This is a genomic window from Serratia sp. 22264, from assembly GCF_052045345.1.
Lineage (GTDB): Bacteria > Pseudomonadota > Gammaproteobacteria > Enterobacterales > Enterobacteriaceae > Serratia > Serratia plymuthica.
In genome coordinates this window covers 139,435-155,035 of sequence record NZ_JBQEOY010000008.1, presented here as the reverse complement: position 1 = coordinate 155,035, position 15,601 = coordinate 139,435, and the positions used below count along the sequence as shown (strand labels likewise).

Here is a 15,601-nt window from a genome sequence, read left to right as displayed (position 1 = left end):
ATAATCAGCCTTTTGGTTCAATCCCCAACCTAAGCAATTCCCGGCGAGCTAGCTCTTTTAACCAGCTCCCAAGGCTAACACCTTCACGCATTGCCGCTTGGTTTAGTTGTTCTCGTAATTCAGGAGTAATACGGATCTGGAAGGTTGGCGATAGTCCTTCGCCTTTTGGTGTTTTATCTCTCTTGATAGTTGACATGTACGTACGTAACCTCATAGTATGGATTCTGCTATGTACGTACGTTATCACGGTGTATGTAAAAATAGCAACGCCCCGGGAGTGCTTGCAACCACTGCCGAGGCGTCTCACCAAACCGTTAATTGAGGTAACGATTATGGCTGATATCCAGTCTACCCAAACTCGCCCCAAATATCACTTCCGCTTCCTGGCACTTGATCGCGTCAATCGGAAAGCTGCACCTTGCTGCATATCTGTTGACGCCAGTTCTGAGTGTGAAGCCCGCCGCGTTCTGGCGCCATATTTCATCTTGTCCTTAGCTGCCCGATTACCGGTATGTGGAGGACATCGCCCAGTAGTTTCAAGGATTGCGAAGATCGCAATCGTTCAGGAGGTGCGCAATGCATGACATATCTCACTCGCTCACCTCGTCGATCCTGTTGGTACGCCAATGCAAGGCTTTGAATTGGGTGCTTACCTCCGATATGGAACCGGACACTGAATACTTTGAAGCGCTGGGCATGCTTATGACTGAGAAATTGGCAGCCCTTGATTCTGTGCTTTGTCAGGCCGAAGCAGCCCAGATGAGGGGGCAATGATGGACCAGATGAAATATAGCGAGCTGGAAAAACGTGTAGAAGCGCTTGAGCTGGCACTAGCAGCTATGCAGCGTAAAGACATTGTACCGGAAGGCATGGCTCCATTAACCACTCTGGCGGCTGAAATGGGCTTATCTACCGGGAAGGCTGAGGAGTTAGCGCGTAACTGCGGCGTGATGATTGTTCGCCAGGGGAACGGCTATCTTGCCCACGCAGCTAAATTCCGCGAGGCCGCTTCACTGGTGATCCATAGCGCCAAGCGTAAATACGGCAGCAAGTACTGGTATCACCCGACGATCGGGAAATTCATCATGATTAAGGTGGCTCAAGCATGAGAAATGCTCCGAACGTCAAGCAACTGCCAAAGGATAAGCTCACCGAGGCCGTTATTTTTGCTGGCGCTGACGCATACGCCCACGCTCAACACTGGATAGAGAGCGAGGGAAAAAGGCACGGTGATAATGTTCCGCCTGTTTATCTGGACGGCAAGCAACTGGCTGAATTGGGTAACCTGCGCATTATCGACAAAGGGCGGCAATCTGCCCGCGTGTATCTGGCCGGTGATATTGAACAAATCCAGATTAATACCATTGGCGAAAAGTTGGCGCTGGCGGGTGTGATCGAGGCGAAACTCTACAAGGGTATTCCCGACCGGGAGCCGGAGAACTGGCGAGAGTATTTAGCCAGGGTGCGAGAGCAGGCTGCACAGGGGGAAAGCCTGGTTGAAGATATGCGCAAAGCGAGTGGAAATCGTGCGCCAGCAGATGAGCTGGCCCCCCGCATAGAATCCCGCGCTGGCGGCCTGTATTGGGTTACGCCCAAAATCGATAAGCAATCTGGAGAAGTGATCCGCCCGGGCCAATGGCTGTGTGGACCGGTAGAAGTGCTGGGGATCGGTGAGGGGGATAACAGCGATTTTGTGATTCTGCGCTGGCAGCCGACAGGCGGCCGGCCTGAACGAACAGAAGCTATTCCGCCTGGCGATATTGGTAATCGTGAAGGTTGGACGCGACTGAATAACCGGGGATTACGCGTCACGGCAAACCCCCGCCTGCGAGCCATCCTTGCCGACCATCTGACAGATAGTGATACCGGGGAGCTGTGGAGCGTGGCACAGGCTACCGGCTGGCAGTGCGGTGCATACATCATGCCAGACGGTGAGGTTATCGGGGAACCGAAAACCCCGGTTCTGTTTAACGGTAGATCGGCAGCGGCGAAAGGTTACACCGTCAAGGGTACGGTAGAGAGTTGGCGCGAAAGTGTGGCGATGCTGGCGCAGGGGAATCCCTCAATGATGCTGGGCATCGCCTGTGCGCTTGCCGCGCCTTTGATTGGTGTTGCTGGTGCTGATGGTTTCGGCGTCCATCTCTTTGGCGGTTCGTCCGCAGGTAAGACCACTACCGGCAACGCTGCCAGTACTGTCTATGGCGAGCCGGAGGCGCTAAAACTCACCTGGTACTCCACTGCACTTGGCCTGGTTAATGAGGCAGCAGCTCATAATGATGGCTTTATGCCGCTGGATGAGATCGGGCAAGGGAGTAACCGACGTGCTGTGGCCGATGCAGCCTATGCGCTGTTTAACGGTGTAGGCAAGATCCAAGGTGCTAAGGAAGGCGGTAACCGTGATATTAAGCGCTGGAGGGCTATGGCATTCAGCACCGGCGAGATTGACATGGAAAGCTATATTCGGGCCGATGGTGGCAAGGTGAATGCGGGTCAACTGGTGCGCCTGCTGAACGTGCCGATCAGTAAAGCAACGGTGTATCACGGCCATGCCGATGGTAAGGCCCATGCTGATGCAATGTGTGATGCCTGCAAAGACAACTATGGCGCAGTAGGTCGGGAGTGGATCAAGCAGTTGGCCAGCCAGAAAGAAGCCTCAGCCGAAGCTGTACGCAGTGCAGAACGTCGTTGGCTTGGTTTGCTACCAGATGAGGCCAGCGAGCAGGTACGGCGCGTTGCATCCCGCTTTGCTGTTCTTGAGGCCGCCCTTGTACTTTCTCTGCACCTCACCGGATGGTCAGAGCAGGAAAGCCGAGACGCGTTACAGCATAGTTTCAATGCCTGGGTGAATGAGTTCGGTTTGGGAAACCGTGAGGCTAAAGCATGGGTAGAGCAAGCTGAGGCATTTCTGCAGCGTTTTGGCTATAGCCGTTACTTACCTCATCCTCAGACGGATCCACGCGACTTGCCGATCAAAGATCTCGCAGGGTACCGAGTAAAGCGAGTTAATGATGATTTGCTGGTGTTTCACACTTTCCCAGCAGTATTCCGGGATGAGATTGCCAGTGGCGCCAATGCGACCGCATTCGCACAGGTATTAGCAGATGCGGGTATGTTGGACAAACCCAACAAGGGGATTACAAAGAAAAATCTACGGATTGATGGTAAGCAGCTTCACCTTGTAGCTTTAATGCTTCCTGAGGATGAAGAGGGATAACTCTCACATGTAGAAAAAATAGGTCGGGTCGGTAGGGTCAGTCGGGGCAGTTTTTTATTGTAATGATTTTATTGGTTTTTAATGAGGTTACTGACCCGACTTTGACCCGACTTTATGTGGTTTGACCCGACTTGGATTTGAGAAGTTTTTTCTGGCTGGCGATTTGACCCGACTTTGATGTGGTTGACCCGAACTGCAGGTCGGGTCAGCAAGACAGAGTTAACTATTAAATATCAAATAATTATGTAGATGACCCGACTAACCCGAACAACCCGACGCACTTTTGTTTATATAGAAGGAAAATCACTTTTTCATGGCAATTCAATATGTAGGATAGTTTGTTAGTTGGCGGGTCTGGTGTCTATACTGTTCCACATAATTGATGGTCAGGAGAAAGGGATGAACCCTTATTTTTGGTGAGTTTGAAAATTTATTTTAAGATGTCTTTATTAGTTTAATTTAAAATAATTACGTTAAGAAATTAATTTGAATGATATTTTATGGGTGAGGTAATGTTTAAATATTTCCCGCAGTCACGTCTTGATGTGTTATTAAATAATCTTATTTGTTTTAGCAATCCTATTAACTTCAATGATCCATTTGAGTTTCATTCAATATTTGAATTTAGTAAAATGCAAGAGTTTATTGAAGGTGAGATTAATAAGCTAGATTTTGTTAGTGTCCTTGATAACCTCACAGAAGAACAACGATTTTTTTATAACTCCTTAAGTGATGATGATAAATTTAAATTCTTAGAGTTGGTAAAACCGGCAGCTAAGATGCAATCATATCTTCTAAAAGATAACGTTGATGCCTTAGCCAATCAGTTATTCAAAAAATTCAATGAGTCATTAATTGATGTGGTAAGGGTTCTCTGCCTTAGTGAGAAGCCAGATAATCTACTTATGTGGGGGCATTATGCAGAGTCACATACAGGGTTTGTCATCGAGTTTGACGAAACCCATAGTTTTTTCAATCAACGTAGAAGCTTAAAGGATGAGTTTGGATTTCTCAGGAAGGTAAAATATCAGAAGGATATTAATGTAATAGATCCAACAAAAGAAGATAGTGCGGTTGAGCATTTTATCTTGAAAAGTGAGGAGTGGAAATATGAGAGTGAATGGCGAATGCTAATGCCTGTAAACATGGCTAGTGAAAGTAAAGTTTATAATAATATAGTCTATGATCTTTTTAGTTTTCCAAGTGACAGTATTAAATGTATTATTTTAGGCTGTAGGTCGGGGGATGAGTTCGACAGCAAAGTAAAAGAGTTGATTAACAATGATGATAGGTACTCTCACGTTAAGTTATTTAAGTGTAAGCGTTCCGATGCTCGGTACGAGGTTTTAATCAACCCTATTGATGTTTAGATGCTAAATATTGATTGTGATTTTATCATTTCTGACGTGAATGAAATTTGATCATAAAGGAGATAACGATGTTTGAAGAAGAAGCAAAAGCAGTACAAGAAGCATCGAAAGCTGTGGTGAAAGTAACGGATGCTGCTCAACAGTCAGGCTCTTTCATTGCAAAATTTATTTCAGGCTCTTTAGAACAAGGGGTTGGGATATTTGAGGATAAATTGAAATATATCCGTTTTGAAAGACAAATGCGGTTAATGAAAAAAACTCAGAGCTTGTTAGTTGAGTATGGCCTGCATGCACCAGATAAAGCGATACCACTTAAAATAGCCATACCGATATTTCAGGCTGCAACTATGGAGGAAGATGATTTTCTTCAAGATCAGTGGGCGAATTTACTGATTAATGCTTCCAGTAGCCAATTCGAACAAGAAGTAAAGAGGGTGCACATATCAATTCTTGAAAATCTATCCTCCCTAGACGCCCATGTTTTAAATTTAATATATTCAATTCCTCTCGATGAGGGTTCTGCTACCAGAATCGCCACTACATCCTTGCCGGAACGGGTCTTCATTGCGAATGATAACAACAGATATGAAAAAAAGTTACCCAAAGAAATTATTCTGTCTTTGTCTAATTTAACTAGATTGGGATGTATAGAACCTTTATCGACATATGGCAGCGGAGCTTACTTTTATGAAGTATTGCCCACAGAGTTAGGGCGCGACTTTGTTAGGGCTTGCCAGTTGCAACAAAAAAATTAGGTGGCTGTCTGAATTTCGACAAATTTTGTACTCACAAATCATAAACACCAATAAAGTGCAGTAAAAGCAAAAAGAACTAGCCACCAACGTTAGTACGCGCTAAATTTCCGAATGATGCCGGAGTGAGCCTAAAAGCTGCTCCGGTTTTTTATTGCCCGCAATCCAGCCCTGACAGGTTCGCCTGTTGGGGCTTTTTTATGGAGATTTTTCATGTCAGAACACGAAACAGCGCTGGAGTCTTTAAGGCAGGAAGAAGAGTTCGCTGATGAGTATCAGAGGATTTTTGGCGGTGCCGATGAGGATGTGGTTTACATCGGTGATAAACCCAAGAAAGTAATAAATTATAAAGGTGGCAAGTTTACCTTCTTCAGGCTTGCTCCCATATCTGTACCTGCCGCGGTTGCTACCTATCTGCTCGGATTCAAAGGGGTATTCTCAATCGTTGGCGAGATGAAAGTTGAGCTGGAGCGCTGCCGGCAAGTTAAGCAACACAGTGAGTTAATCGGTGAATCGCAGCGCCTGGCCGCCCAGCAGTATCGACAGCAACAGGAAGAACGGCAACGAACAACGGTTCGCATCGGTAGTGACAAGATTGATCTGGCAAAAATGACCAGTGCCCGGATGCGTGATTTAGCCGAAGAGAACGGTATTAATCCGTACCTCCTCCCGTCAGCGCCCGCCGACATGCGTACTTATCTCATCAATCATTTCAAACGTCAGGAGAAAAACCTATGAGCGAACAAATTCTGCGTGAAAAGGATGTGATTAGAAAGCTAAGTGTAAGTCGCGATTTGTTCCGCTATCTGTTGGAGAGCGATCAGTTTCCTGCCCCCTTTGATATTTCCGGTCGCGGTGCTATCGGATGGCGTGAGGCTGAGGTTGATGAATGGATCATCAAACAGTCCAAGGCAAAGCGCCGGGCAGCAGTTATAGCCAACAGAGCGTTCCAGAAAGGTGATGCTAAAGAACATGAAGGTGGGATCAGTTCAGCGCTGGCCTTGCTCTCTGACAACATGATTTAAGGGGCATGATATGGGTGTTCAAGGTTTAGCGGATGGTTTTCTGGCAGGCTTCAATACTGCCGATGCAGCCATTTCTCGCAAAAAAGAGCTGGGGCTGCGTGATGCTATGCTCCAACAGCAAGTTAAAGACTCAGATCGAAATTATGGCCTAGCGCAAGCAGGTTTTGATTGGAAAAAAGACACCGATAACCGTGACTTTGACAATTTGAAACAACAGCAAGCTCTCAGCCAACAAAATGCCGATCGCAATTTCTCCCTGGATGCACGACGGGTCAATATCAGTGCGGCCGGCGAGGCCAGACAATCCAGGCAGCAGCAAATGGATATCATGGAAAAGCGTTTCGGTGGTCCAGTTTCAGGGATCATGAATGCCGTAAGGGCTGGGGATTCTGAGACAGCTAATGCCTTATGGTCGCGGTTACCGAAAGAGGCTCAGCAGTTTTATAACATTGCCAACCCTGGCTACATTATGAATCCCAAAGCGGCCCAAGGCTCTGCTTATCTGGCAAGTATGGGATCCGCATTGATGAGCGGTCAGGTAAATCCCGATGATCCGAAAGTTATCTCTGCCGCCAATGAAGTGCTAGCCCCTGAACTGTCGGTTAAGCCCGGGGAGCTTGCCGATGATGGGCAGCCGATGAAAGCCAGGCGTTTGACTCATATCATGCCAGCAGGTCAGGCGGGAAATTATCATTTTGGCGTTGAGATAACGCGAGCGGATGGTTCTACCTACTCTGCGCCAGTCACTAAAAACCGTTCCACCGACCCAAAGGATGAGGTCCTCTCGCTTTCCAGTGAAAAGGTAATGCAGACATTAGCCCAACGGGCCGCAGCATTCCGTATGCTAAACCCTGCGGGAGCACAAGGTGGTGAAACATATACGCCCCCGGGTGAAAATCAACCGTTCATGCCGGTGCAGGATTTTATGCAGGTCCCCCAGCATATTCGCTTTCAGCAGATCAACGCTGGAAAAACGGCAGATGAGATTATGTCCGCTTATAACAAGAGTGGAATGGAACGGCAGAAATATATCAATGACCTGAAGAAGAATGGCCAGCTTGAAAACCCTGATCCGAATGCTGAGTTAAAGGGAGCCAATCAAGGTCAACTAAAAACGGCTGGGTTTGCTTATCGATTGCAGAACTCTCTCAATATGATGGATCAATTAGCGACCGATGGCGCAAGCCCGCGTACCGTTGGCACTACTTTTGGCGCCGTAGGTGGTGGTGCAGTGTCTTCGATGCTGCTTGGCAACAAAAACCAGCAGTGGCAATCAGCGGCACGAGATGCCATTGCTGCCGTATTGCGTCAGGAGTCTGGTGCCGCCATTCCTGACTCTGAAGTTAAGACGTATATGCAAATGTATTTTCCACAGGCCGGTGACACCGATGAAACGTCACAAGCTAAGCGTGGACTGCTACAAGCACAATTGAATCAACTTATTGCCCAATCTGGCGGTGTCTATGATGCGATGAGCCAGTCGATCGCACAGCGTCAGGATGTTGCGGGTATGGGCCAAACCCCTTCAACAGCAGGTGAACTGCGGCTGTTTGGCGACAAGCCATTCTCTACTGAGAAAATGGCCAGGGCATCGCGTTCAGGGAAAACACCAGGTGCTAAGATCGAGGCTGTTGAGGGTGGTTTCGCCATTCGAATGCCACCAGCCGGCGAAGATACTCAATCGACACTTAGTGATATTCAGCCCTCAGTAGCTCCGCAGTCAGCCTTAACGCCTGATGCACCTCAAAACAAACCACTGCAGGCGAGACAATTGATGGGCTCTGCTGGGGTACCGATTGTGCCTGAGGCCGTACAGATGTTAAGAAATAACCCTGCATCTGCAGCGCAATTCGATCAGACCTTCGGCGAGGGAATGAGTGAGTATTTCCTTGGAGGGCAGCCAGGCCCAAAAGCTGAAGGGCTGACTGTTACCGATCAGCCCACCCAAACACCTTCTCCACAGCAATATGCCCAAAGCGCCAAGGTTGGTACTGGTATCGGTGATGCACCTCAATCTGCGCCGGGGCTGCCTGCCCAAAGTACCCAGATTTCCGTGCCCGCCCCGGCAAACCGTGCTTATGTCATGGATCAGGCCAGGCAATCGGGGTGGCATCCGGAATTAGGTGCCGCCCATGAGTTCGCGTCAGTGGGCCAGGAATCATGGGATGAGATGAAGGCCAATATCCGCCGTCTGCCACCGGCGGATCAAATGCGCGTGGCCGGGATGATCACGGCCAAATTTGGTGGGAGCGCGCGGCAGGATGAACAGGGGCGAATTTACGTTACGGTGCCCAGTGGTGAATATCTTCTCAATGCTCCGGGGATGACTCGCCAGGTGGTGGATAATCTTTCGCAAGTGCAGTCCGCGCCAGCGCCTCAATCAAATAATTCGATAGTAGCTCCTGCATCGCCTGCAGATCAGAATCCGTATGCCCAATTTGCCCCTCGAGGTATTACGGGGCAGGCGGAAGAACAAGACAGTGAGACTGAGATCAACCCTTATGCGCGGTTTGCTACACAGCAGGCGGATCCGCAGCAGCCAGGTGTAATGGGCGATATTGCTCTCGGGATGAGCGAGGCGGGCAAATCCATTGCTCAAGCCGGTGTTAATACGGCGAATATCATTCCCGAAGTCGGTGATGCCGTACAGAGTGCGGCTGCATGGGCAGGCAAGCAGATGGGGATCGGTGATGGTACCTACACGCCAGCGACAAGGTTTGAGCTGCCTGAAAATCTGCGGCCACAAACCAATGAGGGGCAGATCGCTGCTGAAGCGCTTCCTTACTTGGTTAACCCGGCCTCATCGTTGGCGAGGAATGCAACGGGCGCCGGCGCGAAAATTGCCGGATTGGCTGCTGAGAATGCGGTGGGTGTGCTGGCTGCCAACAGCAATCAGCATGATGCGGGTAAGTTGGCTCAGGATATGGGTACCTCTATGGCTGTTAGTGGTGTTACCCGCGCCGCAGCCAGCACCATCGGTGCCGGTTATCGAGCAATCAAGGGCCAGATAGCACCGGAAGCCCAGGCGGCGATCAATTTCGCCGATAAGAACGATGCACCGCTGATGACCAGTGACGTTAAGCAGCCGCAAACCTTCGCGGGACGCTCTGCCCAGCAGTTGGGTGAGAAGATCCCCTTGGCTGGGACGGGGCAAATGCGGGCCAATCAGCAACAGGCCCGTTCTCGCCTGGTCGATGACTTCTCACAGCGATATGGTACCTATTCCGCCGATGATGTGGTCAACAGCCTGAAGAACAAAACAGATGCGGTTAAAAAGGCTGCCGGCGCGCGTTTCAATGAAATCCGCACCAGAATGGATAGCGTAGGCAATATCGAACCGCAAAAGGCTATTTCTGCCATCGATAGTGAAATTTCGCACCTTTCCAGATTAGGTAAGGTCAGTGATACCGACACGATCGCCCGACTGAAGGATTATCGTGAGGAGCTGTCGAACGGCAAGATCACCTTCAGCTTGCTGGATGACCTGCGAACGCAATTCAGGACGGATGTGAAAGGAGAGCGCATGGTGATGCCTGATCGCTCAACCGTTGCGCTCAATCGGGTCTACGACGGAATGACCAACGATCTCAACGCGGCAGTACGAAAAGGGCTTGGGAGTCGTGATGTAGGGCGCTGGGCCAACGCGAAAGCGGTATACGCGGAGGAAGCGCAAAAGGTTAAAAACACCCGGATAAAGAATATTCTGTTGAAGGGACACCTGACACCGGAAAGCGTCAATACCATGCTGTTCAGTAATAAACCCAGTGATGTCAAAATTCTCTACGAATCGCTGGATACCAAAGGGCGCCAATCTGCGCGCGCTGGGTTGATTGCTAAGGCGATGGATGGCGAAGCTTCTCCCGATCGGTTCCTGATGCGGCTGAACAAGCTCTCTGCCCAAACCGGGATACTTTTCAAGGGTGAGGAGCGGCAGTACCTCACAGGACTGAAAAAGTACCTGGAGAGTACCAAGCGTGCTTCCCAATCATCGCTTACATTGCCCAACGGTCAGGTTGTTGCCCAGGGGGCTGCAGTGATTGGCCCTGGGCTGGTTGGCATTTTTGCAGGTCCAGTGGCCGCAGCTAAAACAGTGACTGCAGGTCTGGCATATGCCGGCATGGCTCGTGCCTATGAAAGCACCGCGGTTCGTAACGCGATGTTGAAGTTGGCCAATACGCCGAGGGGCAGTAGTGCGTTTGAACGAGATGCTGATGCTGTGAACCGAGTGCTTACCGCCACCCTGCAAGGGATGAAGGAATGATTGGGTGCCAAGGATGCTGAGGTATGGTCATTTTGACCATACCTGCGTGATACCAATGACAAGGTGCTAAAAAAACCTTGGAACAAAAATCAAATGGTTAACGATGTCACTTGTGGTAAACGATTAACCAATAAAACCCCCTCTAAACAGCAGCCCGGCGCAATTTTGCGCCCGCTGATTTTATTGATAAAAACGAATTGGCAAAGGTCGATATATGGCTCGAGAGAAGACGCGTTTATAGGGCAGCGAAAAACTGCGCAGCTCTGCGGATTGCGCAAAACTAGTGCGCAATTTTATTCGGGGTAAGAAGTTAACTAATTAATATTAAAAGTGTATTTTTTAAAAACGGAAAGTATGCGCAAATGCGGAGACTTGCGAATGAGTAGTGAAAACACGACCAACAAAGGAAATCAGGCTGACCAGCAACGGCCCGGCGCTCCCAAAGGTAACTTCAATGCCCTGAAGCATGGCAACCGGAGCCGGCGGTTGTTGAAACCTGTTCCGTTGCTACCAGGCATGCCGGATTCAGATCTGGGCATCTGCCGTTCGCGGATCATTCATTTCGCTAAACGAGCCGATGAGATTGTTGTTCAGAACAATGGCTTTATCCCCTTTACTGGAGCTCTGGGGCGGGAGTGGGAGTTTTGCAGTGTAGCCATCGACATCAATCTTGCGATGGTCGAAGCAATCATGCTGAAAAAAACTACCGACGAAAATTAGTCATTATTTTTTCTTTGGGGGCTTGCCATTAAGAAGCCTATCCATCAACGGAGACAACACCATCGCATTATCAGCAACTATTTGTTTAGACAGTCGATAGTTCTTCGGATTGATATAAATGGCATCCTCTCTGATTCGGTATGTTCGCCCATGCTTCTCGGGCGCTGGGTAGAAATTCCCGTTCCTCGCCCATCGCCGCAACGTTTTTATGGATGGTAAGCTATCGCTGTAGGTTCTGTTTGCCCATTCCTCCAAGGTGAGTAATTTCACGCTATTGCCCATCCATTAGGATTCGTTTCAATATCGGGTGGTCTGTTACCTTTATCTGTGGCTTAGCCAAAAGCCCTACATATCTGGCCCCAGTTTCAACCATCCAACGCCGACCGATTTTTTTAGCGGGCGGAAAAATCATGTTTGATTTGGCATAGTTCTGCAAAGTCTGCAGTGATGGTTTGGCATCCCCGAACTCTTCAGTTGCCCATTCGTGTAGTGTTTGCCACCTGGCCATTGAACCTCCTCATGCGTTCCGGATCAGTCTGTTAATTTTCGGGTGGTGATACCAAACCGCACGGTGATACCCGCTTCAAATAAATGCCTTCTGCGATATTGATCTATCTGCTTGGCACAAAGCTCAGTTTTTGCCGTCTCCACGTCTTCAATAACCCATTCATGATCAAAAACCCGCTGATCTTTTAACATGCAATAGCTCGCTTTTTATTCGGTGTGGTTTGTTTGTTCGGTGTTCAATGTTTTGGCCGGGATGTCCGGCTAACTGGATCAAACAAACCTCAAAAGGTATCAAGGATGTCTACTATGAACTGTGATAAGTGTGCAATGGCAGGGGCTGCGGTAGCTGTTGGCGTCAGAAAAGCGCTGTTATCCCGCAAGAAAGTCGGCAAGAACGGCCTGCCATTTGCTGCTGTACGTGAAGACCAGATTAAAACCCGCTGGACAGAGAGCGAGGCGACGGCGATCAAAGCTGTGGCCAATGCGATGGGCTCCAACCCGGCAGTCGAAACCAACACTGCCGCGATTCGAGGATTCTTGGTTATGTTTGCCGAGGCTCCCGAAATGCTGGCGCATATCCATAGCGAACTGAAGGCTGCCGGTCTGCCGGCGCCAGAATGGTTACCTGGTATTCCTGCCGCATAAGTGATGTTTAGCCTATACCTGACTTTTCTCACATAGACAGGTATAGGCACGAATGTGCGTGGCAAGTTATGGCGGCCGTCACTGTGCCAGTAGTGTCAGAGAAGCGTAGCCCGTCAGCAAGGTTTAGAACTGAACCGCAAAGACCTGTTGGATCCGCGCACTGGTGTAGTGGCCGCCCTGATGAGTATCAGTAGGTCGTGCTGCACTACATTTCAACATGCAGAAACGCGCGATCGCCAGGCCATCCAAGAAGGACGAGAAGCTGATCAGGATAGGGCTGCAGATGGGGGAAGACTTCATTGAAGGGTGCTTGTCCATGCTGGACATACGGCTTGAGATGGACCCGGAAACTGAGCGGGAAAATATTTATGAAAAACCTCTAACGCGGTCCGCAAATTGTGTTTTAGTCTGATAAGAGTGGTTACGCAGTCACGTAGCTTATCAACTTTAAAAACCTCGCTTCGGCGGGGTTTTGTTTTTTTAGAGAGGTTCTGTTGTTTGACGCTTCATAAAGCGCCGAGCGATGTCCTTTACAAAGTGCTGTAGATATGATCATGTGTTGGGAAGGGGCAACCTCCCAGCACAATCATTACGTCAAGAAATCTCCGAAAATCGATAATAATCTATGCAATATTGGTTGCAAAAAATGAAGGTTAAGATCATATTTAGCTCATAACTAAAGCAATCTTGACCTCCCTACGGAGGTTTTTTCGTATCTGGCTTACAGCGAACACTACATATGGTGTTTTTTAATAAATTTGAAACCATATGTAGTAAATGGAGAGGATGCAGCTATGACAGCAGCAGAACTTTACACACAATTTGAGATCCAACCCGCAGAGTACAACCCAGCAGAGTCGCCTTTTGAGTTTGCAAAAAGGGTAGTGATGTCCCATCAAATGTTGATTGAGCAAACAGGCGTTAACTACTCATCTGGTACAAACAATAGCGGCTTGAATAATGATCAAGCAAATAATTATGTGATGTATAGCTACTAAAAAAACAATATGCCAAATTGGAATGAAGTACTGGCCGAGATGTCTGTTCTCGGCCAGCGCACAAGTCCGCTTGATGTAGTGAGAAAAAAATATATCACTAAAATGTCAAAGCATACTGGGCGCAATGTTATTGCTTATTACTCTGGATTCTTGCAGAAAAACACACAGTCAATCAGCCACCTGCTCTCAATGACGGATGATGATAAAAATGGATTTATGTCTGCTATAAATGGCATGGATCCTGACAAGGGGTTGGATCTACTGATCCACACACCTGGTGGCGACATCGCAGCGCTAGAGTCTCTCGGTCAGTATTTACGGGCCAAGTTTGGGACAAATATCCGTGCTTTTGTTCCTATGATTGCGATGTCAGCAGGTACGATGTTGGCCTGCTGTGCGAAAGAGATCGTCATGGGTAAACAGTCGAATATTGGTCCCTTCGACCCCCAAATGGGTGGTATACCAGCCCATGGCATTCTTGAAGAAGTAGATAAAGCTAAGAAAGACATACTGGAAGACCATCGTTTGCTTGCCTTTTGGCAGTTCAATCTGCAAAAACTGCACCCAACTTTTATTGGTGAATGCGAGAAGGCAATTAAATGGGCTTCTGAGATTGTATCTGACTGGCTAGTATCAGGAATGTTTGCCGGTGATGCTGATGCACAGCAAAAGGCTGAATACATCTGTTCAAAGCTGAATGATCACTCGACGACTTATGCACATGCCCGGCACATCCACATGGATAAGGCCAGAGATATAGGCCTTAAGATTGTTGCGTTAGAAGGCGACCAGAAGCTACAAGACCTTGTTCTGACCATCCATCATAGCTATATGCATACGTTTGGAAGCAGTTCAGCAGTTAAAATCATTGAAAACCATAATGGAAGTACAATGATGTGGCATGCACCTCAAGCGCAAGTTTAATTAAATACTGCTCAATAAAGCCCTGGCTAATCGCCGGGGCTTTTTCATTTCAACCCCAGCCAACATCCGACACACACCTGGCACACCCCGTATCGCCGACTTGTTTACGGCTGGCGGCTGATCCAGATCATCAAAATATTTAGAGAAGGGGGAAGGCTATGGCTACTGTAATGTGGCAGGCATCACTATCCTTAGATGCCTGCTTGATCGAAAAGAAGATAACAACTTACTTGAAGTGCTTCCCGAGCATATCCTTGACAGCTTTCTCGGCATAATCCCTAGCTTGCTTGACAATATCACTCTTGTGAATAGTCCTACCGCACTTGGTGCAGGTGGTTCCTTCAATGTCGTTTGTGTTCTTGATTTCGACAGGGCTTCTTACGACCAAGTTATTTCCGCATCCAGGGCACTTAAATTTAACATTGCTCATTGTAATATCCTCTTAGTTGTGCGTGAACTCCCAAGATACCACTGCCACCAGACGTGAAAAATTAACAGGCGAATAATTAACAATATTGGCTAACACTCAAATTTTTCATTTAGCGTAGGCCCATACAGGGATTTTCTCATGGTATCAGCGTATTCATAGCTATTGGCTATAGGGAACTGTTAGCCATGAATATGCGTGGTAGGAGTGCTATTCTTGCGAAGAGAGACGCGAATTTGTTGGTTAAAAACCAATATTTTTTTGGTTTAGCGTTGGTTCAAAATGAAAACTAATTTCCATATAAAACAACCATCTTTACAGATTGAATCAACATACTTTTGCTTATATATAGAGAAATATCAGGTGAAAAGGGGGCCACACGGTGGAGTGAGGCTTTGATGGCAGTTATTTACTTATTGCTCTGCCTTTCGTGGTTTAACTTCTATCCCCTTGCCGATTTCGGTGTCAGAGGTTTGTACCAGACTGCACACCGGAGATCCTTCGCGGTACGCGGACACGACTTTACTGCTGATTAAGTTATCGTCACTTGCTGCCCCGTAGAATCTCCCCTGCATGGCTAAAAATTATACGAAATCACAGCAAGCGAAAACAAATGTGTATAGAAATGTGTGTAGTTTCATTTTTATAAAGCCAGTGAATGCCATATATACTGGCTTTAATTGCTGGCGTTCTACTCCCTTCACCGCTCCAAGACCTTCTTCAAACTTCCCTTTGTGGTATCACGCTTACCTGCTGGT

Annotated in this window: 19 protein-coding genes; 14 read left to right on the top strand and 5 right to left on the bottom strand. The window is 48.1% G+C overall.

Going from position 1 to position 15,601, the window contains the following annotated elements:
- Positions 1–4: 4 nt before the first annotated feature.
- On the bottom strand, positions 5–196 hold the full coding sequence (locus ACTJJ1_RS22380) for a toxin-antitoxin system HicB family antitoxin (protein ID WP_440835372.1): 192 nt from the start codon (positions 194–196) through the stop codon (positions 5–7).
- Between ACTJJ1_RS22380 and ACTJJ1_RS22375 the strand changes: the two genes are divergently transcribed.
- The 10 genes from ACTJJ1_RS22375 (at position 195) to ACTJJ1_RS22330 (ending at position 11,342) form a co-directional block, all read left to right on the top strand.
- Complete coding sequence (locus ACTJJ1_RS22375) at positions 195–584, top strand: host cell division inhibitor Icd-like protein (protein ID WP_440835370.1); 390 nt, start codon at positions 195–197, stop codon at positions 582–584. The genes ACTJJ1_RS22380 and ACTJJ1_RS22375 overlap by 2 nt on opposite strands.
- The gene (locus ACTJJ1_RS22370; RefSeq protein ID WP_440835368.1) at positions 577–774 is read left to right on the top strand and encodes a hypothetical protein; all 198 of its coding nucleotides are present in this window, start codon (positions 577–579) and stop codon (positions 772–774) included. Before ACTJJ1_RS22375 ends, ACTJJ1_RS22370 begins: the two co-directional genes overlap by 8 nt.
- Positions 771–1,109 (top strand): hypothetical protein, encoded by a 339-nt coding sequence (locus ACTJJ1_RS22365; protein ID WP_329909842.1) that lies wholly within the window; start codon positions 771–773, stop codon positions 1,107–1,109. Before ACTJJ1_RS22370 ends, ACTJJ1_RS22365 begins: the two co-directional genes overlap by 4 nt.
- Positions 1,106–3,214, top strand: a complete 2,109-nt coding sequence (locus ACTJJ1_RS22360; protein WP_440835366.1) for a DUF927 domain-containing protein — start codon at positions 1,106–1,108, stop codon at positions 3,212–3,214. Before ACTJJ1_RS22365 ends, ACTJJ1_RS22360 begins: the two co-directional genes overlap by 4 nt.
- Positions 3,215–3,714: 500 nt before the next feature.
- Positions 3,715–4,584, top strand: coding sequence for a DUF2971 domain-containing protein (locus tag ACTJJ1_RS22355; protein ID WP_440835364.1), 870 nt, complete (start codon positions 3,715–3,717; stop codon positions 4,582–4,584).
- 68 nt (positions 4,585–4,652) lie between these two features.
- A complete protein-coding gene (locus ACTJJ1_RS22350; protein WP_440835362.1) occupies positions 4,653–5,339 on the top strand; it encodes an Abi-alpha family protein in 687 nt (228 codons plus the stop codon).
- A 210-nt stretch (positions 5,340–5,549) separates the two neighbouring features.
- The gene (locus tag ACTJJ1_RS22345) at positions 5,550–6,074 is read left to right on the top strand and encodes a hypothetical protein (protein WP_440835360.1); all 525 of its coding nucleotides are present in this window, start codon (positions 5,550–5,552) and stop codon (positions 6,072–6,074) included.
- On the top strand, positions 6,071–6,361 hold the full coding sequence (locus ACTJJ1_RS22340; protein ID WP_013814361.1) for a helix-turn-helix transcriptional regulator: 291 nt from the start codon (positions 6,071–6,073) through the stop codon (positions 6,359–6,361). Before ACTJJ1_RS22345 ends, ACTJJ1_RS22340 begins: the two co-directional genes overlap by 4 nt.
- Positions 6,362–6,371: 10 nt before the next feature.
- On the top strand, positions 6,372–10,622 hold the full coding sequence (locus ACTJJ1_RS22335; RefSeq protein WP_440835358.1) for a hypothetical protein: 4,251 nt from the start codon (positions 6,372–6,374) through the stop codon (positions 10,620–10,622).
- Positions 10,623–11,000: 378 nt separating this feature from the next.
- A complete protein-coding gene (locus ACTJJ1_RS22330; RefSeq protein WP_440835356.1) occupies positions 11,001–11,342 on the top strand; it encodes a hypothetical protein in 342 nt (113 codons plus the stop codon).
- 3 nt (positions 11,343–11,345) lie between these two features.
- On the opposite strand, the gene ACTJJ1_RS22325 is transcribed toward ACTJJ1_RS22330, so the two are convergent.
- From ACTJJ1_RS22325 to ACTJJ1_RS22315, 3 genes are read right to left on the bottom strand one after another with little or no spacing between them, the layout of a single operon-like run.
- Positions 11,346–11,612: an excisionase gene (locus ACTJJ1_RS22325; RefSeq protein ID WP_390901418.1), complete on the bottom strand. Its 267-nt coding sequence runs from the start codon at positions 11,610–11,612 to the stop codon at positions 11,346–11,348.
- 1 nt (position 11,613) lies between these two features.
- On the bottom strand, positions 11,614–11,850 hold the full coding sequence (locus tag ACTJJ1_RS22320) for an excisionase (protein ID WP_440835353.1): 237 nt from the start codon (positions 11,848–11,850) through the stop codon (positions 11,614–11,616).
- 23 nt (positions 11,851–11,873) lie between these two features.
- Positions 11,874–12,041, bottom strand: coding sequence for a hypothetical protein (locus ACTJJ1_RS22315; protein ID WP_440835351.1), 168 nt, complete (start codon positions 12,039–12,041; stop codon positions 11,874–11,876).
- Between the two features lie 105 nt (positions 12,042–12,146).
- Here ACTJJ1_RS22315 and ACTJJ1_RS22310 point away from each other — a divergent pair, with 105 nt between their 5' ends.
- The 4 genes from ACTJJ1_RS22310 (at position 12,147) to ACTJJ1_RS22295 (ending at position 14,416) form a co-directional block, all read left to right on the top strand.
- Positions 12,147–12,494 carry a hypothetical protein gene (locus tag ACTJJ1_RS22310; protein WP_440835349.1) on the top strand — a complete coding sequence of 116 codons (348 nt, stop codon included), beginning with the start codon at positions 12,147–12,149 and terminating at the stop codon, positions 12,492–12,494.
- 217 nt (positions 12,495–12,711) lie between these two features.
- A complete protein-coding gene (locus ACTJJ1_RS22305; RefSeq protein ID WP_440835347.1) occupies positions 12,712–12,906 on the top strand; it encodes an antiterminator Q family protein in 195 nt (64 codons plus the stop codon).
- Between the two features lie 382 nt (positions 12,907–13,288).
- A complete protein-coding gene (locus tag ACTJJ1_RS22300; protein ID WP_238969108.1) occupies positions 13,289–13,492 on the top strand; it encodes a hypothetical protein in 204 nt (67 codons plus the stop codon).
- A 9-nt stretch (positions 13,493–13,501) separates the two neighbouring features.
- Positions 13,502–14,416, top strand: coding sequence for an SDH family Clp fold serine proteinase (locus ACTJJ1_RS22295; protein WP_440835345.1), 915 nt, complete (start codon positions 13,502–13,504; stop codon positions 14,414–14,416).
- A gap of 226 nt (positions 14,417–14,642) precedes the next feature.
- On the opposite strand, the gene ACTJJ1_RS22290 is transcribed toward ACTJJ1_RS22295, so the two are convergent.
- Positions 14,643–14,846: an ECs_2282 family putative zinc-binding protein gene (locus ACTJJ1_RS22290; protein ID WP_440835343.1), complete on the bottom strand. Its 204-nt coding sequence runs from the start codon at positions 14,844–14,846 to the stop codon at positions 14,643–14,645.
- Positions 14,847–15,601: the final 755 nt, after the last annotated feature.